Source organism: Streptomyces sp. NBC_01235 (genome assembly GCF_035989285.1).
Classification (GTDB): Bacteria; Actinomycetota; Actinomycetes; order Streptomycetales; family Streptomycetaceae; genus Streptomyces.
In genome coordinates this window covers 651,622-665,652 of record NZ_CP108513.1, presented here as the reverse complement: position 1 = coordinate 665,652, position 14,031 = coordinate 651,622, and the positions used below count along the sequence as shown (strand labels likewise).

The 14,031-nt window shown below is 68.8% G+C and carries 14 protein-coding genes; 4 read left to right on the top strand and 10 right to left on the bottom strand.

All coding sequences use genetic code 11. The features are described from left to right. Nucleotides 1–426: 426 nt before the first annotated feature. The 3 genes from OG289_RS02990 to OG289_RS02980 form a co-directional block, all read right to left on the bottom strand. Nucleotides 427–969: a hypothetical protein gene (locus tag OG289_RS02990; RefSeq protein ID WP_327312439.1), complete on the bottom strand. Its 543-nt coding sequence runs from the start codon at nucleotides 967–969 to the stop codon at nucleotides 427–429. 111 nt (nucleotides 970–1,080) lie between these two features. Next, a complete protein-coding gene (locus OG289_RS02985) occupies nucleotides 1,081–2,970 on the bottom strand; it encodes a propionyl-CoA synthetase (RefSeq protein WP_327312438.1) in 1,890 nt (629 codons plus the stop codon). A 201-nt stretch (nucleotides 2,971–3,171) separates the two neighbouring features. Continuing rightward, nucleotides 3,172–4,083: an alpha/beta hydrolase gene (locus OG289_RS02980; RefSeq protein ID WP_327312437.1), complete on the bottom strand. Its 912-nt coding sequence runs from the start codon at nucleotides 4,081–4,083 to the stop codon at nucleotides 3,172–3,174. 124 nt (nucleotides 4,084–4,207) lie between these two features. Here OG289_RS02980 and OG289_RS02975 point away from each other — a divergent pair, with 124 nt between their 5' ends. After that, nucleotides 4,208–4,789 carry an AMP-binding protein gene (locus OG289_RS02975; protein WP_327312436.1) on the top strand — a complete coding sequence of 194 codons (582 nt, stop codon included), beginning with the start codon at nucleotides 4,208–4,210 and terminating at the stop codon, nucleotides 4,787–4,789. Nucleotides 4,790–4,891: 102 nt separating this feature from the next. On the opposite strand, the gene OG289_RS02970 is transcribed toward OG289_RS02975, so the two are convergent. The 5 genes from OG289_RS02970 to OG289_RS02950 form a co-directional block, all read right to left on the bottom strand. Then, entirely contained in the window at nucleotides 4,892–5,482 is a 591-nt protein-coding gene (locus OG289_RS02970; protein WP_327320564.1) for a TetR/AcrR family transcriptional regulator, read from the bottom strand. Nucleotides 5,483–5,534: 52 nt separating this feature from the next. Beyond that, complete coding sequence (locus OG289_RS02965) at nucleotides 5,535–6,617, bottom strand: SMP-30/gluconolactonase/LRE family protein (RefSeq protein ID WP_327312435.1); 1,083 nt, start codon at nucleotides 6,615–6,617, stop codon at nucleotides 5,535–5,537. Nucleotides 6,618–6,774: 157 nt separating this feature from the next. Next, on the bottom strand, nucleotides 6,775–7,590 hold the full coding sequence (locus OG289_RS02960; RefSeq protein ID WP_327312434.1) for an oxidoreductase: 816 nt from the start codon (nucleotides 7,588–7,590) through the stop codon (nucleotides 6,775–6,777). Nucleotides 7,591–7,996: 406 nt separating this feature from the next. Then, nucleotides 7,997–8,806: an enoyl-CoA hydratase/isomerase family protein gene (locus OG289_RS02955; RefSeq protein ID WP_327312433.1), complete on the bottom strand. Its 810-nt coding sequence runs from the start codon at nucleotides 8,804–8,806 to the stop codon at nucleotides 7,997–7,999. A gap of 836 nt (nucleotides 8,807–9,642) precedes the next feature. Further along, a complete protein-coding gene (locus OG289_RS02950; RefSeq protein ID WP_327312432.1) occupies nucleotides 9,643–10,239 on the bottom strand; it encodes a TetR/AcrR family transcriptional regulator in 597 nt (198 codons plus the stop codon). Between OG289_RS02950 and OG289_RS02945 the strand changes: the two genes are divergently transcribed. Both OG289_RS02945 and OG289_RS02940 read left to right on the top strand, forming a co-directional pair. Beyond that, the gene (locus tag OG289_RS02945; RefSeq protein ID WP_327312431.1) at nucleotides 10,227–10,676 is read left to right on the top strand and encodes an alpha/beta fold hydrolase; all 450 of its coding nucleotides are present in this window, start codon (nucleotides 10,227–10,229) and stop codon (nucleotides 10,674–10,676) included. The genes OG289_RS02950 and OG289_RS02945 overlap by 13 nt on opposite strands. After that, the gene (locus OG289_RS02940; protein ID WP_327312430.1) at nucleotides 10,673–10,798 is read left to right on the top strand and encodes a hypothetical protein; all 126 of its coding nucleotides are present in this window, start codon (nucleotides 10,673–10,675) and stop codon (nucleotides 10,796–10,798) included. Before OG289_RS02945 ends, OG289_RS02940 begins: the two co-directional genes overlap by 4 nt. A 245-nt stretch (nucleotides 10,799–11,043) precedes the next feature. Here the strand turns inward: OG289_RS02940 and OG289_RS02935 are convergent, their stop codons facing one another. Together OG289_RS02935 and OG289_RS02930 are read right to left on the bottom strand one after the other, a co-directional pair. Then, the gene (locus OG289_RS02935) at nucleotides 11,044–11,763 is read right to left on the bottom strand and encodes a LuxR C-terminal-related transcriptional regulator (protein ID WP_327312429.1); all 720 of its coding nucleotides are present in this window, start codon (nucleotides 11,761–11,763) and stop codon (nucleotides 11,044–11,046) included. Beyond that, the gene (locus OG289_RS02930) at nucleotides 11,706–13,493 is read right to left on the bottom strand and encodes a hypothetical protein (RefSeq protein ID WP_327312428.1); all 1,788 of its coding nucleotides are present in this window, start codon (nucleotides 13,491–13,493) and stop codon (nucleotides 11,706–11,708) included. Before OG289_RS02930 ends, OG289_RS02935 begins: the two co-directional genes overlap by 58 nt. A 175-nt stretch (nucleotides 13,494–13,668) precedes the next feature. On the opposite strand from OG289_RS02930, the gene OG289_RS02925 reads away from it, so the two are divergent. Continuing rightward, nucleotides 13,669–13,926 (top strand): hypothetical protein, encoded by a 258-nt coding sequence (locus tag OG289_RS02925; RefSeq protein ID WP_327312427.1) that lies wholly within the window; start codon nucleotides 13,669–13,671, stop codon nucleotides 13,924–13,926. The last annotated feature ends 105 nt before the right edge of the window (nucleotides 13,927–14,031 follow it).

Genomic DNA, 14,031 nt, shown 5'->3' with positions numbered 1-14,031 from the left:
TCGGGTCGAACCCGGGTTGAATCAGAGCGGTTTCCTCTGACTGCCTCCGATCGCCTCTGCAACCCGTCCTAGCAGGTCACAGCCGGTTCGAACCCATAAAGCCGCAGGTCAGAAAGGTGCTCCAGGAATACCCGGCGTATAGCCCGACTCGTCTGCCGCTCTATATTTTCGCAGTTCAGAGGCTGTGTTTTCTCTCTGAACAAACTGCTCGGGTCGAATCCGGGTCGAATTCGGGCCCGCGTATTGTCCGCCCTGTCTAACCGACAAATGGACGGACGGGGTATATCGGGCGGCCAGTTGATGCGAGGCGTAGTCGGAAGGCGGCGGACAGAGGGTCGGGAAGCCTCGGACGCACTCGAAAGTATCGTCCGGCGTGTCCCCTGCGGAGCGGGCTGATCTTGGCCGGGGAGGGACGGGTTGGAGCCATCAGTAGAGCTGTTCCCGACGACGCATCATGTGGAGTGTGTGGCGGTTGCCGTCGAAGCGGCTCTTGACGCTGGAATGACGCTCGTGACGCTCATCTGACGATTGTCCTGATGGGGGGTCAGGTGTGTTGCGTCGCTGGTCGGGCGATCCGATGCGCAGTCCGTCAGGCGGGATCGCCGAGAATTCTGTGGTGGCATCCGGGAGACGCCCTGTGCGGGATCTGCCTCCGGACTGGCACGCCCATGGCCCGATCCTGGGTGATGCGTTGGTACGTTCCGCTACGCCGGGACGGCGGTCCCTCTGGTAGGCCGCGACAGCCTGTTCCGCCGTGCGATCGACGTACTCGAAGGCCATCGCGCTCAGGGGGAGAGTCGTCGCGTCGATCAGCTCCTGGGACCCGGCGACACGGGCCGTTTCCGTATAGAGCTGATCAAGCAGGCCTGCGTGGACGAGCCGATAGACGCGAAGGAGCTCGCTGATCGGCACGCCATGCTCGATCCGCTCGGGGTGCGAGACCCCGAGCGAGATCGCCGAGGAAGGCATGGGCGTCGGTTCCCATAATTCAAGAGGTGCCCCCGCCCTGGCCGGCGGGCCGTGCCGCACGGAGTCCGGTGGGCGCGCTCGCCCACGGTCGGCCGGGGCGCTGTCAGCCCTTCACGGGGTGTGACCGGCGCGGCGGAGGACTGGGCGGAGTGTCTCGATGACGCCGGGGTCGTCCACCGTGGAGGGGATGGGTTCGTCGTGGCCGTCGGCGATGCCGCGCATGGTCTTGCGCAGGATCTTGCCCGAGCGGGTCTTGGGCAGGGCGGCCACGACCGTGACGTCCTTGAGGGAGGCGACGGCGCCGATGCGTTCGCGCACGAGGTGGACGAGTTCGGCCTCGACCTCGCTCGGTTCGCGGTTGCTGCCTGCTTTGAGGACGACGAAGCCGCGCGGGATCTGTCCCTTGAGGTCGTCGGCGACGCCGATGACGGCGCATTCGGCGACGTCGGGGTGGGCGGCCAGGGCCTCCTCCATGCTGCCGGTGGACAGCCGGTGTCCGGCGACGTTGATGACGTCGTCGGTGCGGCCCATGACGAAGACGTAGCCGTCGTCGTCGATGTGGCCGCTGTCGCCGGTGAGGTAGTAGCCGTCGTAGGCGGAGAGGTAAGAGGCGACGTAGCGGTTGTCGTCGTTCCAGAGAGTGGGGAGCGCGCCGGGCGGCAGGGGAAGCCTCACGACGATCGCTCCGTCCACGCCCGCGGACACCGGCTCACCCGAAGCGTCGAGGACGCGGACGTCCCAGCCCGGCAGCGGGCGGGTCGGCGAGCCGGGCTTGAGGGGAGCGGCTTCGATGCCCACCGGGTTGGCGACGATGGGCCAGCCGGTCTCGGTCTGCCACCAGTGGTCGATCACGGGGATGCCCAGCAGGGCGCTTGCCCAGTGATAGGTCTCGGGGTCGAGGCGCTCACCGGCCAGGAAGAGATAGCGCAGGTGGGAGAGGTCGTAGCCGGCGGTGAGCGCCCCCTTCGGGTCCTCCTTCCTGATCGCCCGGAAGGCGGTGGGCGCCGTGAACATGGTCTTGACCCGGTACTCGGCGGCGACGCGCCAGAACTGGCCCGCGTCCGGGGTGCCGACCGGCTTGCCCTCGTACAGGACCGTCGTCGCGCCGGCCAGCAGGGGCGCGTAGACGATGTACGAGTGCCCGACGACCCAGCCGACGTCGGAGCCGGTGAACATCGTCTCGCCCGGGCCCACGTCGTACACGGCGCCCATCGACCAGTGGAGGGCGACCGCGTAGCCGCCGCAGTCACGCACGACTCCCTTGGGCTTTCCGGTCGTTCCGGACGTGTAGAGGATGTAGAGGGGATCGGTGGCGGGGACGGGAACGCAGTCGGCCGGCGGCGCGGCGGCGACCAGGTCGGCCCAGTCGAGATCGTCGGGCCCCAGCGCGGCAGGTTCCTGCGGGCGTTGCAGGATCACGCTCTTCTCCGGCTTGTGGACGGCGAGTTCGATGGCCCGGTCGAGCAGGGGCTTGTAGGGGATGACACGCTTGCCCTCGATGCCGCAGGAGGCGGAGATGACGACCTTGGGGGCGGCGTCGTCGATGCGGAGGGCGAGTTCGCGCGGGGCGAACCCGCCGAAGACGACCGAGTGGACGGCGCCGATACGTGCGCAGGCCAGCATCGCGATGGCCGCCTCGGGGACCATCGGCATGTAGATGACCACGCGGTCGCCGTGTCCCACGCCGAGCTGGGCGAGTGCTCCGGCAAAGGCCGCCACCTCGTCCCTCAGCTGCGCGTAGGTGTAGGTGCGCCGGGTGTCGGTCACGGGGGAGTCATGGACGAGCGCGGGCTGTTCGCCGCGGCCGGCTTCGACGTGCCGGTCGAGCGCGTTGAAGCAGACGTTGAGCCGCCCGTCGGGAAACCAGCGGTAGAACGGTGCGCCCGAGGAGTCCAGGGCGCGTTGCGGAGTGACCTCCCAGTCGATGCCCTCCGCCGCCTTCAGCCAGAAGCTCTCCGGATCCTCGGTACTGGCGCGGAAGACATCCTCGTACGTTCCCATCGCGCACTCCTTTGTGGCATCGAGGGACGGTGGTGGGGCTGCGTGTGGAACGGTATCGGACACAAGTACCGCACACCGGCCGGCATGGTCGAGCAGGATGCCGGAGCCCTGCGGACCGGTCACCGGCGTGGCGGTGGTGCGGCGGCCTGGCCGTCAACAGGCCCGCCGTCAGGTGCAGCTTCTGCTCACGCGCCGAGGTGCTTACGCGCCGAGGTGCTTGCGGAGCCACTGCCCCATCTGCTGGATCGCCTGGTCCACCTCGGGTACGCGCCCGGCGCCCAGGACGAACGAGTGCTGCCCTTCGGACAGCGGGTGGACTTCGGAGGTGACCTTGAAGTCCGCGAGGCGGCGGCCGAGCTGGGCGCCGTCGTCGGCGAGGGTCTCGTACTCGCCGTAGTGGACGGTCGTGGGGGGCAGGCCGGTCGGATCGGCGTTCGCGATGCTGATCGCGGGGTCGGCGAAGTCCACCGCGGGGTCCTGCAGCCAGGCTCCTCGGAAGAGCTCGAGGGTGTTCCTGCTGAGCATCTTGTCGTTGTCTTCGTTCTCGTCCACCGACGCGTTCTGGATGGTGAGGTCGGTCCACGGCGAGACGCTGACGATCGCGCCCGGGGTCGCCTCGCCCTTCGCGAGCAGACGCAGCGGGAGCATCACCGCGAGAGTGCCGCCGATCGAGTGGCCCGTGCTGCCGATGTTCCGCGGCTCATAGCCCTGCGAGAGCAGCCACCGGTAGGCCGTCTCGGCATCGTCGAGCTGCGCCGGGTAGGGGTGTTCGGGCGCCAGGCGGAAGTCCACGACGAGGGAGCGGGCGCCGGCCGCCTTCGCGATGTGGCCCGCGGCCTTGCGGTCCGAGTGCATGGAGGCGGTGACGGATCCACCGAAGTGGAAGTGGAGCAGCGCCCGGTCGGGGTCGGCGCCCTCGGGGATGGCCCACAGAGCAGGGACGCCGTTCGCGTCCACTTCGGCGTAGGTGACGCCTTCCGGCTCGGTCGACGCCTTGTGGTTCGAGTCGACGATGTCGCGGATGACGGCCAGGTCGAGGCCGGGTGTCGACGACTTCGCACTCACACTCGAGAGGAACTCCGCGAACTGGTGTGCCTCTGGGCTTACTCCCACGGTGGTGCTCCTTCTCGGACGGGTGCCGTGCCGGGTTCCCCTGCGGCAGCCGGGTCGATGTGCCGGCCATGACGCTAGTGGCTGAGTATGGGAAAGTAAACTTAGGTGAGGCTGGAATCACTCCATGGATGCGAGGAGGCTCTTCCGGCGTACATCGGTGGGCGCGATGTGGGCGATCCTGATCCTGCGCCAGGTCTGGTACGGCTCGTCCTCGGGAGTGCTTGCGGAGACTGCATCTGGTCTGGGTCGAAGCGGTTGTACCGACCTCCTGGTCCGCTGGGCCGCCCACGAGCCTGACCTCACCCTTCAGGTGGTGAAACCAGGTGGCGAAACGCAGCGACGCCACAGGGGTGTCGTTCGCCGTGCCCGTGCGCTCGTCGTGAGGGCGGTACGCGAAACCGTCCACGGCGACCATGCCCCCGAGGAGTCTCCATGCCGTCGGCCAGACCGTGACCCAGAACGCGCTCTCGCCTTCGGTGGCACGATCGTGATGCAGCCGAGGTTTGAGGCGCGGTCAACCCTGCGTCTCGTGCTCGACCACGACGTGACGTTCTTCGCCGGCGTCCCGACGATGTACTGGGGTCTTCTCGCCGCCCTCGACGACAGGGTCGACGTCGCCTGCCTGGCCGCCAATCTTCGCGTTGCGGTGGCCGGTGGCTCAGCGCTGCCCGCCGAGATCCACAAGCAGTTCAAGGCCGGCCCATAGGTGTGGCAGATCACGACGGGGGTGATCTTCACCGGAATCACGCCGGGCCGGGATCATCCGTTTCACATCCCGACGTGGAAAACATGTCACCGACTGAAGCGATCAGTTGTGCTGCTCGGCATCCAGCAGTGCCAGGGCGTTGCGGATGCCCTGTTCGAGGAGTTCGTCGGCGAGTTGCCGGTCGGTCAGGGCACGGGAGAGTTGCAGGGTCCCGGCCATCATGCCGAGGAGGCTGAGTGACTTCAGACGCGCCGACGGTGGGTCATGGGGTGCCAGGCGGGCGGCGAAGCCGTCGACGAGGACCAGCGCGCCGTCGGTGTACGCCTGCCTGGTGGGATCCGTGGAGCGTCCGATCTCGTCGAGCAGGGCGGCGTTGGGGCAGCCGTCCTCGACGCTGTCGCGCTGCTCGGTGGAGAAGTACCAGCGAATCATCTGTTCGAGTCCGGTGCGGCCGGGTGCCGCCTGCGCGACGATGTTTTCGTGCTGTGCGCGCATCTGGTCGGCGACCGCGGTGGCGATGAGTTCGTCCTTGGAGTCGAAGTAGGCGTAGAAGGTGCCGTTGGTCAGTCCCGCGTCCTTCATGAGCGTGGCTACTCCGGAGCCGTCGATGCCGTTGCGCTTGAGCCGGCGGCCGGCCGTCGTGATGATCCGTTGCCTTGTCTCCTGCTTGTGTTCTTTCGCGTACCGCACTATGCGTTCCTCCGTCGCAGCCGGGGCTTGCGCCCCGGCTGCCGCCCTGGTCAGGTCAGTGTGCCGCGGCTGCGAGGAGAGCAGGGAAGTTGATCCTGGCGGTCTGCAGTTTCGGGTCGTGGGGCTCGGGGACCCCGCCGTCGGTGATGTACAGCCGGTTGCCGCGGACCGCGGTGGCGGAGGGCGAGGCGAGACCGTCCGCGCTGGTCAGGACGGGCTTGTAGGTGCCGTTCGGGTAGACCACTACGACCCTGTCCGCACCGTTCTGCGAGGAGGAGCCGTTCTGCGCCGCGAACACCACATCGGACCAGGGGGTCAGGAAGCTGAAATCGTCGATGTTGGGCAGGCCGCCCGTGACCAGGCGGATGGGACCGGCCGCGCCGGTGCCGGTGACCGGTACCCGCAGCAGTGTGCCCTTGTTGAAGTTGCTGACCCACAGCGCGCCGTTGTGGAACCTGAGCCCGCTGGCGCCGATCGGCAGGGCTTCGGTCGGCACCGGCGCCAGAGCGGCGTCGGTCAGCCACGGGGTCGCCGATCCGCCCGAGACCGGAACGGACCAGATGATGCCCTTCAGGCTGTCCGCGATGTAGAGGGTGCGTCCGGCCGAGTCGATGGCCAGCCCGTTGGGGCCCGAGTCGGCGGGCAGAGCGGCGATGCGCTGAGGGGTACCGTCCGGAAGCAGCTTGTACAGGCCGTTCCTGGCCGCGTTGCCCGGGGCCCACACGCTGTAGTAGACGGTGCCGTCACTGCCACGGGTGTTGCCGCTGATCGCCTCACCCACCTGCCCGGTGGCGAGCACCGTGCGCTGTCCGGACGCGGAGATACGCATCAGCTGCGGCCCATGGGTGCGCTGGCACACCGCGCAACTGCCGAGCAGGGACAGGGTCACTGAGCCGTCGGGGTTGGCGGTGATGTTCTCGGGGATCTCGCCGGCGGCGTAGTCGAACGTCGCCGCGGTCGTTACGTCGGTGACAACGGATCCGCTGTACGAGTGTCCCGTCCATGCGGACGCGGACGGCGCCGAGACCAGGACGGCCGCCGTCGCGGTGACCGCCAGCGCGATGCCGACGTTCTTGTTCAGAAAACGCCTTGCACTCGATGCACTGCGCCGGGCCGTGTGCTGGCGTTGCTGTTGCATGACTCTCCTCGGTAAATCAACGAGTGACTGATCAATGGACTTTCGGGAACATCAGGGATGCCGGTTATGTCGGGCGCATCGGAGGCGTTCGGGCGGAATCGGCGCCCTTGAAGCCGGACCAGGATGTCGTCGGCACCCTTGAATCCGGACGGGGATGTCAGGTGGGCAGGCTGTTGTTCTTGCGGATCTGCTTGTCGAACGCTCCGGCGGGGACGAGGCGGCGCGCCGTGGTGACGCGTGAGGCCAGTGGGCCGGCGGTGTAGCGCAGCTTCGGCTTCTTGTCGGTGGCCGCGGTGACGATCACCTTGGCGACGACGGCGGGGTCGTCACCGTCCTTCATCGCATCCGCGATCATCCTGTCGAAGTCGCGCCGCCGCTCCGCGTACAGAGGCAGCGGGGTGTCGGGCTGCGCGGCGTTGGTGTCGAAGCTGGTCTTGGTGTAGGCGGGCTGGACGAGCAGGACCCGCACACCGTGCTCGCGGACCTCGTGGTCCAGTGACTCGGAGAAGCCCTCGATGGCGTGCTTGGACGCGACGTAGAGGGCCATGAAGGGCTGGGGGGCGACCCCGAGGACGGACGAGATGTTGATGACGCGTCCGCCACCCCGGGCGCGCATGTGCGGCAGGACGGCCTTCGTCATACGGATGACGCCGAGGACGTTGATGTTCAGGACGCTCTGGGCCTGGGTGACGGAGTTCTCCTCGACGGCGCCCGCCGAGCCGATTCCTGCGTTGTTGACCAGGACGTCGATGCGTCCGAACCGGTCGATCACCTCTGCGACCGCGGCGGTGGCCGAGTCGTCACTGGCCACGTCGAGGTCGAGGTACGTCACACCGGCGGGCGGGGTGAGCCCGGAGGTCTTGCGGCCGGTTCCGATCACCTCGAAACCCGCCGCGACGAATGCGCGGGCCGTCTCCTTGCCGATCCCCGATGAGGCCCCTGTCACGAGCGCCACCGGCCGAGTTGCCGCCATCACGTACTCCTTCACTTTAAATTACGTTCATATGCCTTACGCTCGTACGACCATATGGTGGTCGTCGGTCGATGGCAAGTGGTCACGTCCGGCGATCTGAGAAAGGATCCCGAAACGTGCGGTGCGGCGCGGGAAAGACCACGAGCGGACGGCGAGCAGGTGACCGAGACCGCCACCGCCGGCCCTCGCATCACCCGCCGCACTCGTCGACGGCGGCCTCGGCGCCGTCCTCACGCACCACTACGGACTTGGACACCCAGAGCGGCAGGCCGACCGAGCCCGGTCGACGAGCCTCGGCCCGGCCGCCCGTCGGCGTCGAACAGGTGGAGGCCGTTGTGATCGTGGCGCAGGAGGTGATCCCGGAGGCGTCATCCTCTGGTCGCGAACGGGTCTTCGCAGCCGGTGCTCACCGGCTCTCCTGGCGTGCGATGCCGAGGTAGTCGCCCAAGTGGAGTTCCACCTCTTCGGGACCCTTTTCGGCAAGGAGCTTCTCGAACCGGGGCAGGAATGCCTGCGGCCCTGGCCAGGTCAGGGAGCTCAGGAATTGCGTGTAGGCCGCTCGCAGGTCGGCATCGGGCGGGAGCGTCGCCCGGTTGACCTGCGCCTTGGCGGCTGCCAGCGCCGCCTTGTCGAATGACGCCAGCCGGGTTGCCACACCGTCCACGAAGCCGTCCAGCTCGGCGTCGGCGACCGTGCGGGTCACCCATCCGTAGCGTTCTGCCGTGTCGGCGTCGTAGTCATTGCTGCTGAGGATGGCTTCGAGTGCCCGATCCCGTCCGATGAGTCGGGGCAGGCGTTCTGTGCCCCCGCCGCCGGGAAGAATCCCGCCGCCGACCTCGGGCTGGCCGAACACCGCGTGCTCGCGGCTGGCGTAGCGCAGATCGCAGGCCAGGGCCAGTTCGTCCCCGCCGCCCCTGGTCCGTCCGCGGATGGACGCGATGCTGATGAACGGAGCTGTGGACAGCCGTATCACGAGATCGATCCACGCCGGCGTCGCCTCCGGATCGGAGGGCATGAAGTCGGCCACCCGGTCGAGATCGAAGTGGTTGAAGAAGTAGCCGGGTGTACTGCTGGTGAAGACGGCGACGTGAACCTGCGGGTCCTCGCTCAGCTCCGTGACGACTTCGACCAGTCGGGACACGGTCTCCCCGACGACGAGATTCACCGGTGGATTCGAGAATGTGATCTTGCGGATTCCTGGTGTCAGCCGCTCCACGCCGATCGTGCTGGGTTGCTTCATCGTTCGCTCCAAGGGTGACCCTGACGGTTCGTCAGGGATGCGTGTTCGTCGGGGCGCCCTGAACTGGCAGTGGCGACGCCCAGAACCAGATCTCGCGGACACGTGGCCATGTCGTGCTTCTCCTTGCTGTTGCCTCGAGGTCCCGATCTGCTTGACGGACGAGCGGGTCAGCCGGCCGGCCGGGTGCGCAGCGCTGCTGGCCGAGGGCCGGGCGGGGCGACGCGGCACAACGTGCTGACGCGGCCGACGGTCGGGACGGCGGTGTAGCGCAGCCTCGGTTTCGGGTCCGTGGCCGCCGCGGCGATAGCGGCGTCCGTCACAACGAGCCGAGCCACTGTCCTGCCGACGCTCCCGACCCCGGATCGCCGTCGCCATGTCTTTCTCCTGCGGTGGGGCGCGAGTTCACTGATCACGCCCGACGCTACGGAGGATGCGAGGAAAACGGATCCGTCACCGTGTCCGTCACCGTGTCCGTCAAATGTGACCTGGTGTCGTTGAACTCGGGTTGCCGGCAGTGGCTCCGGGCGACCGCAGCCCATTAAGCTTTCAAGCAACTGGACCTGTACGGACGGCGCCCGGAGCAGGCAGCTCTTGACCGGATCCTTGACGGTGCCCGTCAGGGCGACGGGCAACGCTGGTGCTGTGGGGTGACCCCGGCATCGGCAAGACCACCCTGCTGGAATACGTGGCCGAGTCCGGGGCGGCGGTCTTCTTCGCACCGGCAAGCGCAAGCCCGAGGCCTACCCGGCCGTGTCGGACCATGCGGTGTGCCGTGCGGAAGCGAGGGGTGCCTTGCGGCTTTGGTGGGTGCGTCAGTTCGAAACCATGGCATGCTCATGTTCGACGCCCAGTTGTGCGAGGGCGTTGTGGATGCCCTGCTCAAGTAGTTCATCGGCGAGTCGCCGGTCGGCGAGGGCTCGGGAGAGCTGCAGCGTTCCGGCCATCATGGCGTAGGCGCTGAGCGTCCTGGTGCGGACCGAAAGTGGATCGTCGGGTGCCAGGCGGGCCGCGATGCCGTCGACGACGATCAGCACGCCATCGGTGTACGCCTGCTTGGTCGGGTCCGCGCTGCGCGCGATCTCGTCGAGCAGGGCGGCGGAGGGGCAGCCGTCGCCGGGGTTGTCGCGCTGCTGGGCGGACAGGTACCACCGCGCGATCTGTTCGACTCCGGCGCGACCGGACGCCGCCTGCGCGACGATGCTCGCGTTCTGCGCCTGCAGTTGGTCGGCGACCGTGGTGGTGATGAGGTTGTCCTTGGATGTGAAGTGGGCGTAGAAGGCGCCGTTGGTCAGCCCCACGTCCTGTATGAGCGCCGATATACCTGATCCGTCGATGCCGTCCCGCTTGAACCGGCGGCCGGCCGTCTCGATGATCCCCCGAGCCGAAGGACACGGCCATGAATGACGCACAGGATGTACGGGGCGGCGTGGTGACGTCGTACAAGAACGTCCCCACTCGCACCCTCACCGCCTGCGGAGTGACCTTCGCCTACCGTGACCTCGGCCCGCGGTCCGGCGTCCCGGTGGTCTTCATCACGCACCTCGCCGCGGTCCTCGACAACTGGGACCCCCGGGTCGTCGACGGCATCGCCGCCAAGCGCCGGGTCATCACCTTCGACAACCGGGGCATCGGCGCTTCCACCGGCTCGACGCCGCGCACGATCCAGGCGATGGCGAAGGACGCCGTCACCTTCATCCGGGCGCTCGGGCTCGAGCACGTCGACATCCACGGCTTCTCGATGGGCGGCATGATCGCCCAGGTGATCGCCCAGGACGAACCGCAACTCGTCCGCAAGCTCATCCTCAGCGGCACCGGTCCTGCCGGCGGCGAGGCATCAAGAACGTGACCTGGCTGTCGCATCTCGACACCGTCCGAGCGCTGTTCACTCTTCAGGACCCGAAGCAGTTCCTCTTCTTCACCCGCACCGCGGAGGGCGCCGAGCCGGAAAGCAATTCCTGGCCCGTCTGAAGGAGCGCACCGCCGACCGGGATAAGGCGATCTCCCCCATCTCGTACAACAACCAGCTCAAGGCCATTCACCGCTGGGGGCTGGAGCAGCCACATGACCTCTCCGTCATCCACCAGCCGGTGCTCGTCGCCAACGGCGAGAGCGACAGGATGGTGCCGACGAGAAGCCTTCCGGGTACTCCTGGGCAGAAGGGCGGCCGACGCCGGGCATCAGCCGCCACTCAGTCGGTCCCGAGAGGCCCCCGGTCAGTCCATCAGACGCAGCCCGTCCCCGAAATCGATGCGCGCGAGGTCGGCGCGCGAGACGATGCCGAGCTTGGGGAAGACGTTGGCCAGGTGATAGCCCACCGTACGAGGACTGATCAGCAGCTGTGCCCCGATCTCCCGGTTGGTGAGTCCCTCCGCGGCCAGCCGTACGACTCGCGACTCCTGCGCGGTCAGGACCGTTGCGGCGTCCCGGTCCGGTGCCGAGTCGCGGCGCGGTTGCTGCCCGGCCAGCTCCTGTTCGGCCCGGGTGCGGGCGAGCAGGGGAGCCGCGTCGAGTCGCCGGAACGTTTCCGCGGCTTCGGCCAGCTGTGCCCGGGCGTCGGTACGGCGGCGGGCTCGACGCAGCCACTCGCCATACAGCAGGCGGGTGCGGGCGTAGGCGAAGGGCCGCGACTGGGCTCCGGGGACATCCAGCGCGAGCTGGAACTGTTTCTCCGCATCCGCTCGGGACGCCAGCAGGGCATGGACAAGGTGCATCGCGGAGACCGCCCAGGGCGCGTTGGACCGCTCCGCCCACCGCCGCAGCAACCGCGCCTGTTCCTCGGCCGTCGCCCGCTGCCCGGCCTGGACCGCGGCCTCAGCGGTGTCCGGCGCGGCCAGGATCGCGATGGTGGGGTGCGCCGCGTGGTGCCCGTCCTCGGTCAGCCGGACCAGGCGGCCCACAGCCTCCTCGGCCCGGCCGGCGAAGAGCGCCGACATACCGAGGCTCCACTGCGCGGCCGCGCTGAAGACGCGCACTCCGCGCGGCACCCAAAGCTCGACGTCCGGGCGGCATGGTCCGCGACGCTCCGCTCATCGCCTCGCGCGGCTGCCAGCCATCCGAGACCGCTGCGGTACTGCGACGCCGATTTGTCGTCGCCGATCTCCTCCGCCACTCGGAGTCCCTCGATGGCATTCGCCTCGGCCAAGGCCCAGGATCCCTGCGCGATGTCTACCATCACGGTCTGGGCCAGCGCCTGGGTCAGGGCCGTCACCTGGTCGGTGTGCCGCAGCTGGTCGATCTCGCGGTGGAGGCCCGCCCCAATGACGTGCTCGATGCCCCAGGCCATCCCCAGCGGTGCCGGTGGCATCAGAAGCCAGGAACTGCCGCTGAGCCGGTTGAAGCCCTCACCGCCGAGAGCCACCATCTGGTCGCGGTCACCGGTGCCGCAGTCCCGCTCCTCCGTCCACCATGCGCGCAGCAACAGCAGCAGACCGGCGTTCGGGAAGTCCCCCTGTGAGAGCCGCCGCTCGAGCCGGTGGAGCGTCTCGCGCTGCAGTTCGCCGTGCCCGACCGCCCACGCCGACCACAGCGCCATGCTGCCGAGCCTGAACGCCTGCCCGGGATCGGCCACCCGCTCCATGTCCCGGGCAAGCCGACGGCAGGCGATCTCGAGATGGCCGTGCGTGAACTCGATCAGCCCGCGCAACCCCTCACTGAGGTCCGCGACCTTGGCTTCGGAGGAGATCCGTTCGGCCCGCGCCAGCATGTCCCGCGCCATATCGGCCTGGCCGGCCTCCCAGGCCGCCTTCGCTCCGAGAGCCAGCCGCCTGGCCGCGTCGTCCGTGGAGGGGGACAGCGCCGCCGCGCGCCGCAGGGCACGGCCGGCCGTGGCACAGCCGCCGCGTGCCCAGGAGCGATCGGCCGACTTCTCCAGCAGCCGCGCCACCTCCCCGTCAGGTCCGCCCGCGGCTTCCACAGCCGCGGCGAGGTGCCACGGGCGCAACTCGTCGGCGTTCTCACCGCTCAGCACGGAGGCGAGCGCGCGATGAACCGCCTGTCGGTCCGCGGCCGGTGCCTCCTCGTAGACCACCGCCCCCATCAGCTGGTGGCGGAGGCGGATACGACCGTCCGAACGCGTGGTCAGCAGGCCCGAGTGCATCGCCTCGTCCCACGCGACCGAGTCGAGGCCGAGCACAAGATTCGCCTGGCACATGGTGTTTCGATCGCTGCGGTCATCGGCGGCGATGAGAAGAAGCGCGGTGCGGGCGGGCGCGGACAACCTCTCGATGCGGGCACGGAAGGCGCGGCGCAGGCGGGGCCCGACGGCGATCTGCTCACCGACGAGAGGGTGCGTCGAGATGTCGCCCGCCGCCATGGATGTGGGCAGTTCCTGGAGCGCGAGCGGATTGCCGGCCGCCACGCGGACCGTGCGGCGGATCACCGCCTCGTCCGCGTGCGGAGCGACGGCACCGGCGAGCAGCCGGGCGTCCTCGTCGCCCAGCCCACGGACCTCCATCGCCGCCAGCTCCTCCCACGGTCCCTCCACGGGATCGTCGTGTCCGGTCAGGAGCATGGCCACGGGCTCGTCGCGCAGTCGGCGGGCAACGAAGGCCAGGCACTGTGCGGAGGGCTCGTCCAGCCACTGGGCGTCGTCGACGGCGATCAGCACCGGCCGTTCCCTGGCCAGCTCGCCGACGAGCGTCAGTACGGCCCCGCTGATCAGCACCCGCCTGGGAGGGATACGAGCGTGTGCACCTTGCCTGTCCTGCTCGTCTTCCACCAGGTCGGCAAGCGTTCCGCCAAGAGCCGGATGGCGAAGGCCGCCGGCCTCACCCGTCCGCACCGGCAAGGCAGCTGGGACCGCGAGGACGGCTTCCACTCCTACGACGGGTATCCCGATCGTGGCGACCGCGCTGGAGCTGCTGCGGGAGCAGGGCCCGGCCGGGCAACAGGTAGCCGCGGCACGCGAAGCCCGGCGCCCCGCCTGCGCGGACTGCGCCGCCATCGCCAAGGTGGTCGTCGCGGCAGCGACCGAGCGGAAGCCGAAACTGAGCCATCCCACCGGCTCGCTTGCCCCACGCCTCAAAGTGCTGCGCCGCATCGTCCCCGCCCGGACCTTCGACAAGCTCGTGCGCAAGTTCAACCGGATGACCCCCTGACAGCCACGGGGCCAGGGATCAGGTGCGACTCGATCGGCTCGCGCCTGGGGCGGAGCCGCCACCGACGGCGACAGTGACGCCTTGGCCGCCGATGGGCTCGTGGAG

Bases quoted from the DNA above. Each gene is read 5' to 3' on its own strand.
- OG289_RS02990 (WP_327312439.1), bottom strand. From the start codon at position 969: ATGCCTTCCTCGGCGATCTCGCTCGGGGTCTCGCACCCCGAGCGGATC.
- OG289_RS02975 (WP_327312436.1), top strand. From the start codon at position 4,208: ATGGATGCGAGGAGGCTCTTCCGGCGTACATCGGTGGGCGCGATGTGG.
- OG289_RS02935 (WP_327312429.1), bottom strand. From the start codon at position 11,763: ATGTCGGCGCTCTTCGCCGGCCGGGCCGAGGAGGCTGTGGGCCGCCTG.
- OG289_RS02960 (WP_327312434.1), bottom strand. From the start codon at position 7,590: ATGGCGGCAACTCGGCCGGTGGCGCTCGTGACAGGGGCCTCATCGGGG.
- OG289_RS02945 (WP_327312431.1), top strand. From the start codon at position 10,227: ATGAATGACGCACAGGATGTACGGGGCGGCGTGGTGACGTCGTACAAG.
- OG289_RS02985 (WP_327312438.1), bottom strand. From the start codon at position 2,970: ATGGGAACGTACGAGGATGTCTTCCGCGCCAGTACCGAGGATCCGGAG.
- OG289_RS02965 (WP_327312435.1), bottom strand. From the start codon at position 6,617: ATGCAACAGCAACGCCAGCACACGGCCCGGCGCAGTGCATCGAGTGCA.